Raw genomic sequence first — 20,314 nt, 5'->3', positions numbered from 1 at the left:
GTGAATAAAGGAGAAACCCCCTTTATAACCATTTAGCTTTGGATACATGATCAGTGAATGGAAGTGGATCTTCACTACCCATACCTGGAATGTATCCGTAGATTTCTCTTACTTTGTTGTTTACGGTACTCCATACTTTAGCTACAGGGATTTCACATGGACATACTTCTGAACATTGACCACAGTTGGTACATGCGTCAACCATGTGTACTAAACGTGTTAAGTGGAAGAATGGAGCTGCAGGAGTGTATCCACCAGGTACCCATTCAGGACCTTCAGCTTCAAGACAGCAGTCTTCACAGAAACATAATGGACATGCTTCACGACAACCGTAACATTTCATACATTTGGAGAATTCATCTTCGTATTGATAGAATACGTCAATAATATCTCCAGTAGTACCTGCGTAATCGATTTCTTTTTTAGCTTGGGATTCTTTAAGCATGAAATTGTTAACGTTTTCTCTGATTTTGATACCTTTTTCGATTGGTTCTTCGGTAGCAATTAAACCTGCGTCAATTACTTTACCTAAAACGTCAGCACCAGTTTCAGTGAATACTTCAACAAAAGTAGCTTTTCCTGCTAAAGGACCGATAACTCCCCAGTTACCTAAAGCTAAGTCAGCGTTGGAAGGTATTTTGAGATTACATCTTTGACAGTTTTCTCTTCTACCCATACCTTGTTCTTCTAATTCATCGATTTTGAAAGCTTTTTCGCCGTCAGCAGTTTCCATGATAAGTTTACCTTTAGCGATTTCTTCTTTGATAACGTCTTTAGGATCTAAATCGTATACATCTCTAATCATGTTCATGGTTGGAACAGGTGACATAGTTCCACCACAGTTTACCCCAATCATAATGACGTTTTCTTCGATGATTTTACCTTTTTTCATTAATTCACGGATGGTCATTGCATCACAAGGTTTACATGCAACAGCGAGTTTCATGTATCTTGCACCATCTAAATATTTAGATACGAATTTAGCAATGTTTAAAGTACCACAGTGAATGGAACCTGCAGTTTTAATAACATCAGCAGGGTCGGTTATGAGGGTTGGTACACCATCATAAATATCGTGACCTTGGGTTACACCAACAACACCGTCAACGATACCTTCTTCTAATAAGTATTTCATGATAGTAGTTACTACTCCACCATATTCTCCTTTTTCTTTGATATCTTCAATAGCAGAGTATGCGTAGTACATATCGTTAATTTTTGCGCTCATTTAAATCTACTCCCTATTTATTTACCTACTTTTACGGTGGTAGTTGCCATGTTTTCAGCTTTAATTTCAGTGTCAGTACCATCTTTGTAGACTTCTCCTTTCATTTCAACAACATCTGGGAGTTTTTCTACTTGAATAGCACAAGCTTTCAATTCAACCATTTTAGATTTAGGGTCGAAAGAATCGGAGTTGGTTAATACATTAGCTGCACATTCTACAAAGTGCATTGGAATGTTTACAATACCTTCTCTGATATCATCAGTTACACGAGCAGGAATTGCGATTTCTCCTCTTCTAGAGAATGCTTTTACTACTTCACCGTTGAGAATTCCTCTTGCTTCAGCATCTTTGGTGTTGATTTCGATGAATCCTGTTTTTACCTCATTGTTTAAAGTTTCACATCTTCTAGTCATTGCTGCGTGGTAGTGGAACAATATTCTAGTAGTGGTTAATAATAATGGGTATTCTTCATCGACAGTTTCAACTGGTCCTTTGTGTTCTAATGCTTGGAAAATTCCTAAACCGTCAGGGTGTGCGAATTTTACTTTGTGCATTAATGGTTGACATGGGTCATCTTCAGATGGGCAAGGCCAGTGAAGAGCTTCAGGAGTGTCTAATCTTTTACGGTCCATACCTGCCATGATAGGAGCACATTCTCTGATTTCGTTGAAGATGTCTTCAGCAGTTTCGTAGTGGAATAATTCTCTTGGAACTCCCATTCTGACTGCGATTTCTTCCATGATTTTCCAATCTAACCATGCGCCTTCAGGAGGTTCTTGTGCTTTGTGTAAGCATTGTACTCTTCTTTCACCGCTGGTGAATGTACCTTCTTGTTCACCCCAACCTGCTGCAGGAAGTACTACATCAGCACATTGAGCAGTATCGGTTAAGAAACATTCTTGTACGACTAACATTTCTAAGTTTTCAAGAGCTTCTTTGGTGTGTTGTACATCAGCATCGGATAATACAGGGTCTTCCCCGTGGATGTATAATACTTTTAAGTCTCCAGCGTGAGCAGCGTTCATCATTTCTACTAAAGTTAAACCAGGAGTGGTAGGTAAGTTTACTTCATATCCGTATCCACTGTAGTAGTCATTGAACCATGCAGTAGTTTCTGGGTCTTTAACTTTTCTGTAACCTACGTAATCGGAAGGTAATGCACCCATATCACAAGCACCTTGTACGTTGTTTTGTCCTCTTAATGGGTTTACACCAGTACCAAGTCTACCAATGTTACCGGTTAACATTGCAAGGTTTGCAGTGGACATAACGTTGTCTGCTCCGTGAGAGTGTTCGGTAATACCTAATGAGTATACAATAGCTGCTTTGTCAGCAGATGCGTATTCAATAGCTAAGTGTTCAATTACTTCAGGTTTAATACCAGTAATTTCAGAAGCCATATCTAAAGTGTATTTTTGAACGGTTTCTTTCATTTCTTCGAAACCTTTGGTTCTGTAATGGATGAACTCTTCATCTTGTAATCCTCTGTCGATGATTACTTTAATCATTGCGTTCATTAAAGCTACGTCAGTACCGGTTTCGAATTGTACGTATTCATCTGCAATTTTAGCAGTAGGAGTGAATCTTGGGTCTAATACAACTAATTTAGCACCGTTTTGTTTAGCTTGGATTAATTTACGTCCAAACAATGGGTGAGCTTCCATGTTGTTAGAACCGATACAGAAGATGTAGTCAGCTTCTTTGATACTGTCGAATCCGTTGGTCATAGCACCTGATCCGAAAGTGTTAGCTAAACCTGCTACAGTAGGACCGTGACAGATACGTGCACAGTGGTCTACGTTTTGAGTTTGACAAGCTACTCTTGCTAATTTTTGAGTAATATAAATGTTTTCGTTTGGTGAACGAGCACATGCGTAGAATCCAACTTTGTTTGGATCTTCGTCAGATACTTCTTTGAGTTTGTTAGCAACTAAGTCTAGTGCTTCATCCCAGGAAGCTTCTCTGAATTCACCGTTTTCTTTTATTAAAGGAGTAGTTAATCTGTCTTCCCTATTAATAAACTGATATCCAAAGTTACCTTTTGGACATACTTTACCCTCATTTACAGGGTGTCTTTTTAAAGGTTCTACACCAACAATTTTACCGTCTTTGACAACGAAGTTGAGTCCACAACCAGTACCACAGTACGGACAGATTGTTGGTACATATTTTATTTCAACCATTTTATAATCTCCAAAACATATTTTTTATTATTAATATAATAAATTTAAAAAAAGAAGCTTATAAAAAAGCTTCTTTAAAATTTTTGTTTTCTAATCTAATCTTTGAGGTAAGTGTACCAGTAGATACAAGCTACAAAGACTGCTCCACCAATAATGTTACCGATAGTAACAGGTACTAAGTTATTAATGATAATAGTTCCCCAGTTTACACCTTCAGCGCCTAAGAACATACCTAATGGGATAAAGAACATGTTTGCAACACTGTGCTCAAATCCAATACATACAAACGCCATGATTGGGAACCAAATACCAACGATTTTACCGATGATATCATCAGATGCATTAGCTAACCATACAGCTAAACATACAAGCCAGTTACAACCAATACCCCTAATCATTGCTGTTACGAAGTCTAGTTTAACTTTAGCTTCTGATACTGCTATAGCTTTTGCAGCGATAGCGTTTGCTGGGTCAGCAGGAACAATTCCGCCCATGAAAGCGAGAACGTAAGCTACAAATAAAGCACCGACAAAGTTGAAAATCCAACTGAGTACCCAATTTTTAGCGAGTCCGCCTACGGAAGCAGAACCATCTAATACACCAAGGGTCATGAACATTACATTTCCTGTAAATAGTTCAGATCCTGCGAGAACTACAATAATCAAACCTACAGGGAACACTGCACCAAATACAAATTTTTCTAAACCGATTGGTGCACCTGCTTTAAGCATACCTGCACTTGCAACTACAGCTAATAAACCACCAAATGCAATATAAGCTCCTGCTAAGAAGGAGAGTAATATTACATTGACAATATTAGCAGAGTCTTTTGCGCCAGCGGTACCGGAAATTGCTTTTGCGGTATCAACTGGACTTTTAAAAGATGAACTCATATTATCAACCTCTTATTCCCTTTTTTTTATAATTTTTTATAATACTAATGAAATCCCTGTATAGAACAGTTCAAAGTATTATGAAAATATATTTATTATTTAATATATAAAAAGGCTTTGTCATCGTGCCCTAAAAGAAATATTTAAATAGGATAATCGAGTTATGTATAATTGTAATGATTAATCATTATTAATGAATAATCACATCGAAAATAATTCTTTTTTTTAAATTTAACATTGAAAAATCAATTATTACATCATTTTTTTAGTTAAAAAAAAATTAAATATCCAAAAAAGTTATTTTAATAAAAATTAATACACTTTATCGACTTTTTAATAAAATTATAAAAATACGAATAGAAAATGTTAACATATCATATATTTATATAGTGTAATATAATTCATACATCAAAAATAATGATAAAAAAAGAGAAAAAATAAGCGATATTCAATAAAATTGAACATCGAACCAAAAAGGTTTAATCACCCCGAAACCATCACTAATTCGCCAGTTGTCGGATCTTCATAAACTTTACCTATTTCGTTGTAACCACTATCTTCAATTCCGCCCGCATCAGTATAATTTTGCGAAAATGTATCTGCAGTAGAAACATCCTGAGTGGTCGATTTGGCATCTTCCAACATGTCCGGATTTACGGACAATGCTAAAATAGCGAAAATTAAAAAACCTAAAGCCAATACAAGCATCGCATCTGAAAGGTTATTTAAACCACCCATCGGATCATCATCCACGGCTTCAGAGATTCTGCGTCTTTTTCTAAGCATTTATTCACTTCCATTTACTTAAAGTTTCCAACTCCGCTTCGGCAAGAGTCTCCACAACGATCAAATCAGATTCATACCACTGTTTTCTGAATTTAGAAATTACATATGCAAGCGCCCCCACAGACAAACCAGTAACAGTTGTATCGAATGCAATTGTTAATGATTGAGCAAGAGTAGATATGTCTCCAGAACCTAAAGCAGCGAGCCCCGGACCCAAAGGAATTAAAGTACCTAACAGACCTAAACTTGGACCGACCTTAACAAGAATATCTGTTTTATTGCATGATTTGATTAATCTTGTTTCTTCTTCAGAAATTAAATCACTTGCTAAAGCTTTTCTTGCATCAGGCCCAATGTCATGATTATTTGCAATTCTAACTAAGACATTTTTTTGAAAATCGAATAAATTACTTTGGTTAATTTTTTCTTTCATTTGAGAAACATCACTGGAAAATGAAATATTACGTATCAATTCTTCTAATTCTGTTGATTTAATAGCTTTTCTTGAAATAAATTCATTAATTATTCCACCAAAAGCCAATAAAACAATGATAATAGAAACAACCAACAGGATTACAACAGGAGTTAGTAAACTCTCTGAAATTATATGAATTAATGAGGTTAATGTTTCAGTTCCTTGAATTATCATAAATTTCCACCCCTAAAGTCATTGTAAAGTAAACCTATAACCACAACAATAGCAAGCCCTATTATAACATAAATTAATTGATATGTAGGAGTTAATATTAAAAAAGAACTAAACATCGAATAATTTAAATCTTTTGTAGAGAAGTATGTTAAAGCAAAAATAAAAATCAATATTGATGCAAGAGACATATACTCTCCGATGATTATAGGGTATTCTCTTTTAGCATGAACTAACAAATTAGTAAGCTTGTAAACAATAAATATTGTAATAAATACAGATAAAGAATAAATTAAGGTATAAAATAATGTTAAATCCGCTTGAGAAGATAATAATACTACAGAGATAACAACCAATCCAATCAAAATATAAATTGATTTTTTCAAATTATTTTTACTATCCTTACGATAGTACAACATTACACAGAACAACAAAATAGCTAAAACCAGAAAGATATAGCTAAAATAATCCAGTGAAAATAAAAATCTGGATTTAAGATAGGGAGAAATATTCATTAACACAAATGAAACAATGAATCCTATAAAAGATATTAAAATTAATTTTTTTGTGTTTATTTTGTAATTTCCAACTAGAAGAGTAATATTTGCTGAAAACAACAACAGAATAATTAATAAATATCCTCCAATCAAATCCATTTTTTCAACCCAAATATTCTTTATATAATTAAATATTATCCAATAAGAATATATAAACATATCGTGAAAATTAATTTAATTTTAAAATAATGGATAAAAAACAATCCAATATGATATATAAAAAAATTAAATCATTAATATTAAAATAAAACGATTTTAATTAAAATGAATAAAAAAATAGAATAATTAATTGAATAAAATAATTACAATATAAATTACTCTTCAATCAATTCATAATATGATTCTTCAGCACATGACCTGCAAACCGGCTTTCCACCCCTTAGAACATGACGTCCATCGGATACCTTTTCACCACATACTGAACAAAACGCTGTAGTATAAGGTTTTCCAGGCATATCAGAACGGGACAGTTCTATTTTAACTTTATCAACTTTAAACAGTTCTTCAGGAGGAGTGCGTCTAAAACGAGCAATCATTTCCTCTTTGGTTTCTTCATCTTTGAATTTTTTGTTTGCATCGGCATCAGTGATTCTTAAAGCTTCACCGGTATCGGCATTATAGAATGTTGCTGCAAATTTACCATAATACATTTGCTTTAAAGTTCTTTTACCCATTGAACATCCGGTTACAGACTGGACAGCATCAGACATGCACCTGTCAATTTCTAAAAATACAATTAAATTCTTATGCTTTTGGTTTAAATCCATCCCCAACAACTCTAAACCATACATTGCCAATTTTGTTCCAATAGCTATTCCACCACAGACATGTCCATGAAAATTAGCCGCTTTTGTTAGCTGTTCATCATAGTCTTTTTCATTCATACTATCACCCTATAAATCTAATTTTAAATTTGTTTTCAAAGGTACACATACCTTTCTTTTATCATCCAGTTCTATTAATCTAACATCAATTGAATATGCTTTTTTCAAATTTTCTTCAGTTACAACATCATCAGGAGTTCCAAAATCTATAAATTGCCTGTTTTTCAAAATTGCAACCTTAGTTGAGCTTAAAAATGCATGATCAGGAAAGTGAGAAGACATTATAATTGAGAGTCCAGAACTTGCCAAATTATCAATAATCTCTAAAAGTTTAATCTGATTTCCAAAATCCAGGTGTGATGTCGGCTCATCCAAAATAAGAATATCAGGCTGCTGGCATAACACCCTTGCCAAAAATACAAGCTGTCTTTCCCCACCGCTTAAATTAGTATATTCCTTGTCTTTCAAATGTTCAATACCCAAAGTCTTTAAAGCATTTAATGCAATTTCCTTATCTTTCTGTTTTGGTGATTCGCCTAAATTCAAATAAGGCGCTCTTCCCATTATTACAACATCCAAAACTTTAAACGGAAATGACGGTACGTGAGACTGAGGAATGTAACCGATATGTTTTGAAATTTCTCTAAAAGACAATTTTTTGATATTCTTTCCATTTATTAATATTTCACCACTGTCTATATCATGCAAACCATTGAGACATTTAATTAAGGTGGTTTTACCTGTTCCGTTCGGTCCAAGAATGCATAAAACATCCCCCCTATCAATTGAAAAGCTGATATCTGAAAAAATTTCCTCACCATCATACGAAAATGAAACGTTTTTTACTTCAAACAGATTAACTACGACCATTCAGAGTACCCCCTCTTGAGCAGATACAGGAAAATAGGAACACCAATAATAGCGGTTAAAATACCTATTGGAATTTCAATTGAAATCAGAGCACGTGAAATATTATCTACAAGCAACAGAAAACTTGCACCCAGACTTAATGAAGCAGGAATCAGTATTTTATTATCCGGGCCGACAATCATACGTGCCATATGTGGAATAATCAAACCTACCCAACCGATGATTCCGCTGATTGATACTGCAGCCGAAGTAAGCAGTGTACATCCTGCGATAATTAATAATCTGATGCGGGATGGGTTCAAACCTAATGACTGAGCTTCCTCATCACCCATTGCAAGCAGATTCATATGCCATCTTAACGCCAGCAATATTGCGGCACCTATAATGACAGGAATAGCAATCATCAATATCTTATCCATAGTTATTGAAGCCAGACTACCCATCAGCCAGTAAACAATTTCAGGCAATTTGTCATCAGGATCGGCTATAAATTTTATTGCAGATATCAATGCATTGAAAAACGCTGAAATAGCCACACCTGATAAAACTAAAACTAAAATTCCCCCTGCCTTATAGGTTCTGGATATAATATATGTAAATGAAACGGAAATTAATCCAAAAATAAAAGCAAATATTTGAGTAATTATATTAGCGCCACTAATTAGAATAGCTAAAGCTGCACCAAAACCCGCACCGTTAGAAACACCCAACAGGTCTGAAGATACAAGAGGATTTTTAAAAATACTTTGAAAAGCAGCACCCGCCATAGCCAGGCTAGCACCTACAACCAATGCACCAATGATTCTTGGAAGTCTTATTTCATATACAATGGTTGTCAATGTTGAAGAAACTTGCATTTGTGGAAAAATAGGGCATAAAATTGTCTTAACTACATCAACCGGACTGATTGGGTATCTTCCCAAAAGAAATGATGCGAAAAATAAAACAATTGGAAAGAAAATTAATAGCACGATACTAATAATTTCCTTTGTTTCCTTATCCATGAAAATCTCCTACAGATTTGATTCTTTTAAACCTGAATCAATCAATAACTGTTTTGCCTCATCATCACTTAAATCAAAGTGATAGAAATTGCTATAAAATTCTTTGGTTGCTGACACCATATCAATATCCTTGTAATCATCAGGATAAATTACTTTTGCAGTCCATGGAACTCCAATTATCATATTTGCTCCCACAGGTCTGTCGAACCATTTAAACGGAGATTGTGGAGATAAATAAACCTCCTTGTTTTTAACTGCATTGATGCTTGCCCAATTAGAATCGGAATAAACTTTTGCATAAAATTCAGGGTCTCCAGTGATGATTACATCAGGATTCCAACTGATTACCTGTTCTATAGAAACCTGAATTCCGCTAGTGGTATTTCCCTGATTTGCTGCATCAGCCACATTTTTTCCACCGACAAGATCTATCAGCTGCCCGTGTGTGGAATGGGACGGATTAGTCTGAAGACCATCATCCCCCTGAGCATAATAAACTGTTTTCTTATCGCCATCTGATAATTTAGATGCTCTGTCGTGGACAATATCCAAATATTTATCGTTGAAGTCTGTCAACTGCTTAGCCTTATCTTGAGCTCCGATGATTTCCCCCATGAAGGTTATTGAAGAGTCAACTTTTTCCACATTTGTAGTATCGTTAACAGCAACTACAGGAATTGTTCCAAATTTCTGTTGACGTTCATTGACAGTTGCCAAATCACCATCTCCCCCTTCATCAATTGATTCGATGATTATATTAGGTTCAGTGGCTATAAACTCTTCATAGCTACCGTCCTGAGAACCATACCAACCCCCAACAACAGGATAATTGGCGTATTGGCTTGGAACATATTTCAATTCATCTTCTGTCCATTGAAAGTTAACCGCCTTCAGTTTATCAGGAGCAATCATATACAATACTGTAGTCATCGGAGGGCTTGTAGCAACAACATTATTGACGGATGCAGGTATTGTAACAGACCTTCCAACCATATCAGTTATATTTTTGGACCCTTGGGTTTCGACACTTGAAGGGGACAAAAACAGATGGGTTGCAATTCCCGCCACAACCAGAATAACTAACATTAAAATAATTACTTTACTTTTTTTATTCATGCCAACCACATGTATAATCTATTTACGATAAGAATATATATTTATAACATTTTAAATAATTTACTAAAATCAAATATGCTTAAAAATAATTTAAATCCAAATTATCTGGATAATTATTATCTAATTATTAAAAATTAGACAAAATATTAATTTTATAGAGTATAGATGAGAATTATCAATATTTATAAAATATGTTAATAATCCATAGAATAACGAAAGATTATAGCATGAAAAAATTATATAATTTATAAAAGAGGGAAAACATGAAAGTTGAAGAAATTGATGCTATAAATTTTAAAAATGGCACTGCCGAAAGTGCTAAAGAAAAAGTAGTTCAGGATGAAACAATCACATTAACAATAAACAATGAAATCAGCCGTAGCCTATCAGCAATAGAAGATTCACTTGAAGAATTTGCAGTAGGTTATCTTTTTAACGAGAATATGGTAAAATCACTGGATGACATTAAGCATATTGAAGTCAAAGGTACTCAAATTAATGCTGAAATTGACGATACGCTTTTAAAAACAAATGAAACCGTTCTCTGCTCTGATTCTGCAGGAGGATGGAGAAGCAAAATCAAAGATGTCAATCCAGTGAAATCCAATTTTAAAGTCCATGTAAATGAGCTAATAGATAGAATTGAAGAGTTAAAAGACAATGCTGAAATCTGGCAAGCTACAGGCGGAACACATGTGGCTGGAATTGTTTTCAAAGACAATTTCATAGTAAAAGAAGATGTAAGTCGTCATGTTGCAGTTGATAAAGTCATAGGATACGGATTATTGCATGATTTTGATTTATCCCAATCTTATGTAATTTACAGTGGCAGAATGCCTGCAGACATGGTAATAAAAATGACAAGGGCAGGCGTGCCCATTCTGGCATCCAATGCAGCACCTGCAAATTCAGGATATAATATTGCAAAAAAAGGAAATATTACATTGGTTGGATTTTTAAGAGGCCAACGCTGCAATATTTATAATAATCAAAATAGAATAATTTTTGACTAAATTATTCTAAAACAGCGTGTCTGGATTGCAGATCACTTTCTGTTTGTTTCATTTTCTCCATTAACTCAGAGACAATTGCATCTAAAAATACTAAAGTGGTTAACTCAAATGCAGTACCCAAAGGAGCTAATGAGGTATAATTACCATGAATTTGACGTTTCATATAGTTTTCATCGTCAACTTCCTGATTTGTTCTTCCTTTAACAAGTAGATAACAGTCAGCTAATTGTCCAAGAGTTGATTCTGGATATGAAGTAACAGCTAAAACTTTAGACCCCCTATTTTTAGCTATTTTAGCAGCGGAAACAATAGTATTTGTCTCACCTGAACCTGAAATGGCAATTATACAGTCATCTTCATAAATTGCTGGAGATATAGTTTCCCCTACAACATAAGCACTTAAACCTAAATGCATCAATCTCATAGCAAATGCCTTTGCCGCAAGACCAGATCTTCCCGCACCCGTTACAAAAACATTTCTAGCACCAATAATTACATTTTCAAATTCATCGACAGTTTCTTCATCTAAAAATTCTTCAGCGCTTTCAATATTATTCAATATCGCCCTAATTGAAGTTTTCATTATTTCCATTTTATCTTAATCCCAAAAATAGTTATTATTATATTTGATTTAATCTTTATATATAATTAATGAAATTACAAAGTAGGGGACTTATAAGCTTGGATATAAATGGTAACATTTATGACTATAAGTTATACCAAAGTCTAGAATCTTTATCTCGAACAAAATCCCAAAGAAAATCTGCTAAAGAGTTAAATATTTCACATACTGTTTTTAATAGAAGATTACTTAAAGCAGAAGATAAATTAGGCTTCAAAATAACAGAAAAAGTAGGCAATGGGACAATTCTTACAAAAAATGGACTGCAATTATTGGAAGAATTCCAGAAATATGTAATAAAAATTGAAAAAACAAGCAACATCAACATTGCCGGAGGCCACATCAGTTCGGGACTTTTAGAAACCATAAAACACCCATTCAACACCAACATCTACAGCAGCAGCGATAGAGATGCATTTGAACTGGCTAAAAGAGGAGCTGTTGATATTTTAACATTAGACGATCCTTTAATAGCATATGAAAGAGATATTGACTTTACACCAATAGCTTATGACCATCTCGTCTTAATCTCAAGCCCGAACAGTGCGGAAGTTAAAAGTATTGCAGATTTAAACAATCTGGATTTTGTTAATGTCACCGGCTCAGCGCAAAGGCTTGCATGGAATACACTGAAACATTACGATATAAATTATAACATCAAATATAAGGTTAATTCACAGTTTGACGCTTTCAAGCTAGTGAGAAACTCACAAAACTTAAACTGTTTTTTAAATGCTAGTTATTTTAAAGGAAATGAACTTTTAAGATTCGACACAAGACATGTGATTAGTTTAATTAAAGTTAACGAAGATAAAGCTGAAGTCGATGAATTTATCGATTATCTGTTAAATGACGGCCAGGACGAAATAAAAAATCAGGGCTTTGAACCCTTATAAATTACTTATCAAATGCTCTTGGCAAAAGTGAAATTAATTAAAGATATATATTATTTTTACACAAGTGTGATTTTTCACACATCCTCCGATGTGTACTTTCAAAACATTAAATAACAATAAGATACAATATTAAATTGAAGAACAAAAAGGCGATATTATGGTTAAAAACAGAGATTTACTAGCAATTGGTCACTCTGCTCATGATTACATTATTAGAGTGCCGGAATTTCCAAAAGCAAACTTTTCAGCACCAATTACCAAAATGAAAACATTCAATGGTGGGGCAGCAGCTAATGTAGCATGTGTTGGAGCTAAATTAGGATTAAAAACTTCTTTGGTTTCAGCTGTTGGTGGTGATTTTAAAAAGACAGAATACTTCGAACATATGCAGAATTTAGGCATTGACACAGATTCCCTTATTATTGTTCCAGGCGAAGCCACACCTACAGCATTTGTCTTAACAGATGATAACGATGACCAAATCAGTTATTTCTACTGGGGTGCAGCACGTGAATTTGCAGAAAGTAAAGTACCTACTTCCGCAATAAAAAATGTTGAAGCCATTCATTTGGCCACAGGTGACCCGGATTTCAACTGGAAATGCTCCGAAGAGGCAAAAAATGAAGATTTGCTTGTCTCTTTTGATCCTGGCCAAGACCTTGGAATGTATGAAACCAAAAAATTAAGGGATGTTTTGCAAAATACAACCATTCTTTTTGGAAACCATCATGAAATCGAAAGAATATTAAGTGCTTTAGAAATCGATTTGGATGGTCTTAGAGAATTAGGCCCTAAAATAATTGTCAAAACATGCGGATCCAACGGCAGTGAAATATATTCCAGCGAAGAAAAGATAAAAATCGATGCAATTAAAACAGACGTTGTTGACCCAACTGGAGCTGGAGACTCATACCGAGCAGGATTTTTATCAAGATTCCTGAATGGAGAATCTCTTGAAGAATCCGCTAAATTTGCATCAACTGTATCATCATTCATTATTGAACATCAAGGATGTCAAACAAACATGCCAACCTTTGATGATGCATTTGAAAGAATGAATAGATTTTACTAATTCTATTCTTTTTTACTTTTTTTTAAAGTTAACTTTATTTTTATCAATATGCCTTTAATTTAATATTTAAAAATTGACATTACTTATTTTTTAAAAATTGATTTATATATATCAATAAAACTAGATTTACAAAAAATCCTATTAATTTAAATACTATTAAATAAAAATAAGTGATTATCAAATATTGTGAGAATATTTTAAAATAAATTTGACTGTTATAAATCTTATTTGAGGGATGATTAGATGACACAAATTAGTGATGCAAAAAAAGGTATTTTAACCGATGAAATGAAACATGTGGCAGAAATAGAAAATGTTTCAGAAGACTTTATTTTAAAATCAGTGGCTGAAGGTACTATCGTAATACCAAGTAACGTTAATAGAGATATTGAAGCTTCAGGTATTGGTGCAGGATTAAGAACAAAAGTAAACGCAACTGTCGGAACTTCAACCGATATTGTTAATTTTGATGAAGAAGTATTGAAAGCACAAATCGCTATTGATAACGGTGCAGACTGTTTAATGGAATTAAGTATCGGCGGAGACTTAGATGTAATAAGAAGAAGAGTATTGGACATGTCTCCTTTACCAGTAGGTTCAGTACCTGTTTATCAGGCAGCTATCGAAAGTATCAGAAGAGACGGTTCTGTAATTTACATGACTGAAGACGATTTATTTAACACCATCGAAAAACAAGCTAAAGATGGTATTGACTTTATGGCAGTTCACAGTAGTATTAACATTGAAACATTAACCAGACTCAAAAGACAAGGTCGTGTAACCGGACTTGTTTCCAGAGGAGGTTCATTCATGTCAGGATGGATTGTAGAAAACGAAAAAGAAAATCCATTATATGCTAACTTTGATTATGTTTTAGAAATTGCTAAAGAACATGACGTTGTTCTTTCACTTGCTAACGGTATGAGAGCAGGGTCTATTGCTGATTCAACTGACAGGGCACAAATACAAGAATTGATCATTTTAGGAGAATTAATTGACAGATCCCGTGAAGCTGGAGTACAATGTATGATTGAAGGACCTGGACACATTCCAATTAACGAAATTCCAACAAACGTAATGATTCAAAAGAAAATGTGTTCAAATGCTCCTTTCTATATGTTAGGACCTATTGTATGTGATGTAGCACCTGGCTACGACCACATCGTATCTGCAATCGGTGCAGCATCCTCAGCTAAAGCTGGAGCAGACTTCATCTGTTATGTAACTCCTGCAGAACACCTCGCTTTACCAAATCCTGATGACGTAAGAGAAGGTGTAATTGCTACCAAAATTGGAGCTTACGCTGGAGACTTAGCAACAGGCCAAATTGATGGTTCACAAGATTTAGCAATGGCTGAAGCTCGTAAAAAACTTGATTGGGAAGCACAATATGAATGTGCAATGTTCCCAGAAGCTGCGCGTGCAAAAAGAGACCAAAGACCTCCTGAAGAAGAAGACACATGTACAATGTGCGGTAACTTCTGTGCAGTAAAAATCGTTAACGAATGGTTAGACCAATCCGACTCTGACCTCATCAAATAGATAGATTCCTATCTATTTTCCTTTCTTTTTTTGAATATACACCACCAACCGATAATTACTTAATGATACATCATCAACTCTTGATTTTGAGCTTAACATCATTCCATTTCACCACCCCACCAATAATTTTAAGGTTTAATAAAACATATGTTATATGAAAAAGGGGATAAAATGGAATCAATTAATGAAGCATCAAAAAAGGAATTAATCGAAACAATTGAAACTTTAAAGAAAGAAAATTCAAAAGCCAAAGACGAATTAATGGACAAAGTAAGAAACCTTGAAGGAGAACAACTCAAGGCAAATATCAGCAACAGACAACTGGAAGGCAAAATCAAAGAACTGAAAGGCGAAATCAACTCATTTAAGAAAACACCATTAATTCTTGCAACTATAACCGAAGTATTCGACAACAATCAGGTCGGAATTAAAGGTAATGTCGGCCATGAATTTTTAGTAAACTACCCAGGATCAATTAATAAGGAATTGCTTGAACCTGGAGCAAGAGTAGCGCTAAATCAAAATAGCTTAACAGTAGTTAACGTATTTCCAGCAAAAAAAGATAAGGACGTAAGTGCAATGGAAATTGACGAAAAACCAGATGTTACATACGAAGACATTGGAGGGCTTGAGAATCAAATTGTCGAAATAAAAGAAACTGTTGAGCTTCCAATCAAAAAACCTGAAATATTTGAGGAAATCGGTATTGACCCTCCAAAAGGAATTTTACTTTACGGACCTCCAGGAACCGGTAAAACTTTACTTGCAAAAGCCGTGGCAAATGAAACCAACGCAACATTCATCAAGGTTGTTGCTTCCGAATTTGTTAACAAATACTTAGGGGAAGGTTCTAGAATAGTGCGTGATGTTTTCGATATGGCCAAAGAAAAATCACCTGCAATAATATTCATTGATGAGATAGATGCCATCGGAACCAAAAGAGTCGGAAGCAGTGAAGGAGCCGACAGGGAAGTTCAAAGAACATTAATGCAATTATTAGCCGAACTTGATGGATTTGAATCAAGGGGAGATATTGGAATAATTGGAGCAACCAACAGACCAGATATTTTAGATGAAGCGCTCCTAAGACCCGGCAGGTTTGACAGGACAATCGAAGTTCCAAATCCTAACAAAATCAGCAGAGAAAAAATCCTAAATATACACACTTCAAGAATGAAATTAGATGAAAACATTGATTTTGATACAATAAGTGAAATCACCGAAGGATTTTCAGGAGCTGATTTGAAAGCCGTTTGTACAGAAGCTGGGATGTTTGCAATACGGTCCGAGAGGAAAAAAATAATTTCCAAGGATTTCTTAGATGCAATTGATAAAATTTTAGGAAATATCAAGGTTAGTTAATTTAACTAATCTTTTTATATTAATAATTAGATAATATTACTATAATCTTATTTTAATGATAATTTTTTTATAAATAACGGTGAATATAGATGACACATTGGATTGAAAACATAGCTAATGAATTAAGTAAAATGGATGTAGAAGAACATATCATTGCAAGTGGAACCTCAATTTCTGGTTCAATACATATTGGAAACTCTTGCGACATATTTGTAGCTAACGGAATTGGAAAGAAATTAAGAGAAAAAGGAAAAAAAGCTAAAACAATATGGATTGCTGATGACCACGACCCATTAAGAAAAGTTCCATATCCATTACCTGATGATTATGACAAATACTTAGGAATGCCATATTCAATGATTCCATGTCCTGACGGATGTTGCGCAAACTTTGTAGAACACTTTGAAAAACCTCTGCTTTCAGTTATGGACGACTATGGAATAGAAATGGAAGCCAAATCCGGTTTTGAAATGTATAAATCAGGAGTTTATAACGATTACATCAGAACATCCTTAGAAAAAGTTGAAGAGATTAAAGAAATCTTTAACCAATACAGAAGAGAACCTTTAGCTGATGACTGGTTGCCATACAACCCAATCTGTGATGAATGTGGCAGAGTAAATACCACACAGGCTTATGATTATGACGGAGACATCATCAAATACAGATGTGAATGCGGCCACGAAGGTGAAATGGACATTAAATCCGGAAACGGTAAACTCACATGGAGAGTGGAATGGGCTGCAAGATGGAAAATATTCGGAACCACATGCGAACCATTCGGAAAAGACCATGCAGCAAGCGGCGGATCATACGACGTAAGTAGCGTAATATCTGAAAAAATCTTTGATTACCCTGCACCTTATCCAGTGCCATACGAATGGATTACCCTAGACGGTGAAGCAATGAGTAAATCCCACGGAGTATTCTTCGCACCTGACGAATGGTTAAAAATCGGACCTGCTGAAAGTCTTCACTATTATCTATTCAGGTCAAAACCTATGAAGGCAAAAGATTTCTCACCAAAAATGCCTTATTTAGACTTCATTGACCAATTTGATACTGTAGAAAAAGTATTCTATGATGAAGTGGAAGCACCATCCGAAAAAGAAGAAAGAAAATTCAAAGAAATCTATGAAATAGTCCAAATCAATGAAGGAAGTCTGCTACCGTTCAGACCTCCATTCAGATTCTTGGTCAATGCTTATCAAATTGCAGGCGATGATTTGGAAAAAATCTTTGCAATACTTAAAAAGAACTCACAATTAACTAAAAGCTTCAAAGATAAAGAATTTGGTGATTTAACCGAACTTGAACTTGCACAATACAGAGAAAGAGTTGACAATGTAAAATACTGGTTAGACACTTACGCTCCTAAATTTGTTAAATTCCAAGTTCAAACTAAAAATATTCCAAAATTACCTTTAACAGACGAACAGAACAAGTTTTTATCTGATCTGGCTGATTTAATGGAAACAACTGAGTTTAATGATGCAACCGCATTACATGATGCAATGTATGAAATCCTAGAAGCTCAAGGATTAAAACCTCAAAAAGGTTTCCAAGCTATTTACAAAATGATTCTTGGTCAAAAACAAGGCCCTAGAGCAGCATCATTCTTGTTAAGTTTAGATAAAGATTTTGTTGTAAAAAGATTAAGACAGGAAGCTTAATCTTTTAATTTTTCTTTTTTAGATTAAACTTTTGAATTCTTTAGCCATCCAAACATCATCTATGAATTCATAATCCAATTTTTTAAAGATATCGATTAGGATATCCTCTTTGCTGTCAAAACTAACCAGAATTCTGCTAAATTCATAATCAATAGCTATTTTTTCAAGTTGCCTGATTAATTTGTAAGCTATTCTGTCCCTATCATCATAGGAATTTAAAAAAAGAGTGGTAATTTCAGCCGAAACAGAATCATATACTTTAAAACTTGTACAACCTACAGGTTTGCCAAAATTCATTAAAAGCAAAACTACTTGAGGCTCTGTTATCGAACAGCCAAAAGAATCACAAAAATCTATGAATCTTTCATCTCTCTCATCAGTGACTATAATTTCCATTATTTGACCTCCGTAGTATTTCCAACCTTTGCAAGTTCCTCATCCCAGATTTCTGAATTGTTGCAGGTAAACTTTAAAAATAAATCTCTACATCGAATATCATTTAAAACGACAACTTCAACATTATTGCACTCAAGAAAATTTTCCGCTCCCAGCAGAGTCGTATTTTCTCCAATGACAACACGAGGAATGTTATATAATATTACTGCCCCCGAACACATCGGACAGGGAGATAATGTAGTGTATAATGTGCATTTAATATAATCTTCATAATTTAAACGGCCGGCATTTTCAAGTGCATCCATCTCAGCATGTAAAACAACTGAATTGTTTTGAATTAATCTGTTATGGCCTCTGGATATGATTTTATCATCTTTAACTAAGACCGCCCCTATTGGAAGTCCTCCTTCAGATAAAGATTTTTCAGCTTCCTTAATAGCTTCATTCATGAAATAGTTATCATCCGTCATATTAAAAAAAAGAATAAATTAGATGAATTAATCATCTTAATCTATTGAATAATCCTTTATTGGATTTCTTTTCCAATTCCTCTTCAAGTTTATTAATAGTGTTATTTAAATCACTGATTTTACTTTTAGATTCATTAGATAATTTATCATAACTGCTTTCTTTAAGTTTAAGTTGAGTTTTAAGTGAAGAGATTTCTTCTTTGTATCCTTCAATTTCTTTTTTGTTTTGAGCATCAACTTCATCTTTGTAATTTCCTAATTCAATGAGTTCTGCTCTTAATTGGTCAACTTCTTCAGAAAGAGTTACGTTTTCTTTTCTTGCATCAGCTAATTTTTCTTTAAGATCATCAACTTCAGCATTTAAGTTTTTATTTTCCTCTTTAATATCAACAATATTAATTGAATCCAATTTCTCTTTATAATGATTAATTTTAGATTCAAGTTCTTCACGAATAGAAGTAATTTCAGATTCTAATTTATCTGCCCTTACTTTATTTACAGCACTTTCTGCACCGAGTTTTCCTATTTTATTACTTAAATCTGCATTAATATCTAATTGATCAAAGTATTTTCTTGTTGATTTTTCTAATGCATCAGTCAATTCAACTTTTAATCTATTTAACTCAGCATTTTCTTTTTTGAGTTTTGGAATAATTTTATTTGTTAAATAATTCAGCTCACTGGATTGGTTAGATAATTTTTCATCTTTTTCTTTGATTTTCTTTTTCAAATTATCTACCTGTTTGGAATTATTCTTTTCTGCCGGTTTATCTGCAGGTTTTTCATCAGCTTTTTCTTCGACAGGTTCCTCAACAGGAGCATCCTCAACAACAGGCTCATCAACAACAGGTTCCTCAACAGGTTCCTCAACAACAGGCTCTTCAACAACCTCATCAACAACAGGTTCCTCAACAGGAGCATCCTCAACAACAGGCTCTTCAACAACAGGCTCTTCAACAACCTCATCAACAACAGGTTCCTCAACAGGAACTTCTTCAACTACTGGCTCTTGAGAGACTTCTTCAACAGGAGGTTCACTAGCTTCTGGAGCCTCTTTTTTTCTATTTTTAATTTTATCTAAGTCTAATTTTACTTTTTGGCCATACATGGCATTTATTGGTTTATCATCTGACATTAAAATCACCAAAATAGCAATAATAA

The 20,314-nt window shown here is 34.1% G+C and carries 20 protein-coding genes; 6 read left to right on the top strand and 14 right to left on the bottom strand.

Translation table 11 applies throughout. From position 1 onward, the window contains the following. Positions 1 to 22 precede the first annotated feature (22 nt). The 10 genes from IJL02_RS11240 to IJL02_RS11195 form a co-directional block, all read right to left on the bottom strand. Positions 23 to 1,228, bottom strand: coding sequence for a Coenzyme F420 hydrogenase/dehydrogenase, beta subunit C-terminal domain (locus tag IJL02_RS11240; RefSeq protein ID WP_292816460.1), 1,206 nt, complete (start codon positions 1,226 to 1,228; stop codon positions 23 to 25). Positions 1,229 to 1,245: 17 nt separating this feature from the next. After that, entirely contained in the window at positions 1,246 to 3,411 is a 2,166-nt protein-coding gene (gene fdhF / locus IJL02_RS11235) for a formate dehydrogenase subunit alpha (RefSeq protein WP_292816458.1), read from the bottom strand. A gap of 95 nt (positions 3,412 to 3,506) precedes the next feature. Continuing rightward, the gene (locus IJL02_RS11230; protein ID WP_292816456.1) at positions 3,507 to 4,304 is read right to left on the bottom strand and encodes a formate/nitrite transporter family protein; all 798 of its coding nucleotides are present in this window, start codon (positions 4,302 to 4,304) and stop codon (positions 3,507 to 3,509) included. A 483-nt stretch (positions 4,305 to 4,787) separates the two neighbouring features. Then, positions 4,788 to 5,090, bottom strand: a complete 303-nt coding sequence (locus IJL02_RS11225) for a DUF2149 domain-containing protein (protein ID WP_292816453.1) — start codon at positions 5,088 to 5,090, stop codon at positions 4,788 to 4,790. Positions 5,091 to 5,094: 4 nt separating this feature from the next. Beyond that, positions 5,095 to 5,739: a MotA/TolQ/ExbB proton channel family protein gene (locus IJL02_RS11220; RefSeq protein ID WP_292816451.1), complete on the bottom strand. Its 645-nt coding sequence runs from the start codon at positions 5,737 to 5,739 to the stop codon at positions 5,095 to 5,097. Further along, positions 5,736 to 6,392, bottom strand: a complete 657-nt coding sequence (locus IJL02_RS11215) for a peptide ABC transporter permease (protein WP_292816449.1) — start codon at positions 6,390 to 6,392, stop codon at positions 5,736 to 5,738. Before IJL02_RS11215 ends, IJL02_RS11220 begins: the two co-directional genes overlap by 4 nt. Positions 6,393 to 6,607: 215 nt before the next feature. Further along, positions 6,608 to 7,177, bottom strand: a complete 570-nt coding sequence (locus IJL02_RS11210) for an FmdE family protein (RefSeq protein WP_292816447.1) — start codon at positions 7,175 to 7,177, stop codon at positions 6,608 to 6,610. Between the two features lie 9 nt (positions 7,178 to 7,186). Beyond that, positions 7,187 to 7,987, bottom strand: coding sequence for an ABC transporter ATP-binding protein (locus IJL02_RS11205; RefSeq protein ID WP_292816444.1), 801 nt, complete (start codon positions 7,985 to 7,987; stop codon positions 7,187 to 7,189). Continuing rightward, positions 7,978 to 8,991: an iron ABC transporter permease gene (locus IJL02_RS11200; RefSeq protein ID WP_292816442.1), complete on the bottom strand. Its 1,014-nt coding sequence runs from the start codon at positions 8,989 to 8,991 to the stop codon at positions 7,978 to 7,980. Before IJL02_RS11200 ends, IJL02_RS11205 begins: the two co-directional genes overlap by 10 nt. Before the next feature lie 9 nt (positions 8,992 to 9,000). Continuing rightward, on the bottom strand, positions 9,001 to 10,107 hold the full coding sequence (locus IJL02_RS11195; protein WP_292816439.1) for an ABC transporter substrate-binding protein: 1,107 nt from the start codon (positions 10,105 to 10,107) through the stop codon (positions 9,001 to 9,003). A gap of 263 nt (positions 10,108 to 10,370) precedes the next feature. Here IJL02_RS11195 and fdhD point away from each other — a divergent pair, with 263 nt between their 5' ends. Next, positions 10,371 to 11,120 (top strand): formate dehydrogenase accessory sulfurtransferase FdhD, encoded by a 750-nt coding sequence (gene fdhD, locus IJL02_RS11190; RefSeq protein ID WP_292816436.1) that lies wholly within the window; start codon positions 10,371 to 10,373, stop codon positions 11,118 to 11,120. A gap of 1 nt (position 11,121) precedes the next feature. Here the strand turns inward: fdhD and hxlB are convergent, their stop codons facing one another. Then, positions 11,122 to 11,712 (bottom strand): 6-phospho-3-hexuloisomerase, encoded by a 591-nt coding sequence (hxlB, locus tag IJL02_RS11185; RefSeq protein WP_292816434.1) that lies wholly within the window; start codon positions 11,710 to 11,712, stop codon positions 11,122 to 11,124. Between the two features lie 59 nt (positions 11,713 to 11,771). Here hxlB and IJL02_RS11180 point away from each other — a divergent pair, with 59 nt between their 5' ends. The 5 genes from IJL02_RS11180 (at position 11,772) to lysS (ending at position 18,287) form a co-directional block, all read left to right on the top strand. After that, positions 11,772 to 12,638, top strand: coding sequence for a LysR family transcriptional regulator (locus IJL02_RS11180; protein WP_342765190.1), 867 nt, complete (start codon positions 11,772 to 11,774; stop codon positions 12,636 to 12,638). 157 nt (positions 12,639 to 12,795) lie between these two features. Further along, on the top strand, positions 12,796 to 13,710 hold the full coding sequence (locus tag IJL02_RS11175; protein WP_292816430.1) for a carbohydrate kinase family protein: 915 nt from the start codon (positions 12,796 to 12,798) through the stop codon (positions 13,708 to 13,710). 243 nt (positions 13,711 to 13,953) lie between these two features. Beyond that, positions 13,954 to 15,252 carry a phosphomethylpyrimidine synthase gene (gene thiC, locus IJL02_RS11170; protein WP_292816427.1) on the top strand — a complete coding sequence of 433 codons (1,299 nt, stop codon included), beginning with the start codon at positions 13,954 to 13,956 and terminating at the stop codon, positions 15,250 to 15,252. A gap of 171 nt (positions 15,253 to 15,423) precedes the next feature. Further along, positions 15,424 to 16,614: a proteasome-activating nucleotidase gene (locus IJL02_RS11165; RefSeq protein ID WP_292816425.1), complete on the top strand. Its 1,191-nt coding sequence runs from the start codon at positions 15,424 to 15,426 to the stop codon at positions 16,612 to 16,614. 89 nt (positions 16,615 to 16,703) lie between these two features. Continuing rightward, complete coding sequence (lysS, locus tag IJL02_RS11160) at positions 16,704 to 18,287, top strand: lysine--tRNA ligase (RefSeq protein WP_292816423.1); 1,584 nt, start codon at positions 16,704 to 16,706, stop codon at positions 18,285 to 18,287. A gap of 18 nt (positions 18,288 to 18,305) precedes the next feature. Here the strand turns inward: lysS and IJL02_RS11155 are convergent, their stop codons facing one another. From IJL02_RS11155 to IJL02_RS11145, 3 genes are read right to left on the bottom strand one after another with little or no spacing between them, the layout of a single operon-like run. After that, positions 18,306 to 18,683 (bottom strand): hypothetical protein, encoded by a 378-nt coding sequence (locus tag IJL02_RS11155; protein ID WP_292816421.1) that lies wholly within the window; start codon positions 18,681 to 18,683, stop codon positions 18,306 to 18,308. After that, positions 18,683 to 19,153 (bottom strand): nucleoside deaminase, encoded by a 471-nt coding sequence (locus tag IJL02_RS11150; protein WP_292816420.1) that lies wholly within the window; start codon positions 19,151 to 19,153, stop codon positions 18,683 to 18,685. Before IJL02_RS11150 ends, IJL02_RS11155 begins: the two co-directional genes overlap by 1 nt. A 31-nt stretch (positions 19,154 to 19,184) precedes the next feature. Further along, entirely contained in the window at positions 19,185 to 20,288 is a 1,104-nt protein-coding gene (locus tag IJL02_RS11145) for a hypothetical protein (protein ID WP_292816418.1), read from the bottom strand. Positions 20,289 to 20,314: the final 26 nt, after the last annotated feature.

Origin of the sequence: Methanobrevibacter sp., assembly GCF_017427765.1 — an archaeon.
Lineage (GTDB): Archaea > Methanobacteriota > Methanobacteria > Methanobacteriales > Methanobacteriaceae > Methanocatella.
Note: the sequence above shows the minus strand (reverse complement) of the source record. Positions and strands in the feature narration are given on the sequence as shown.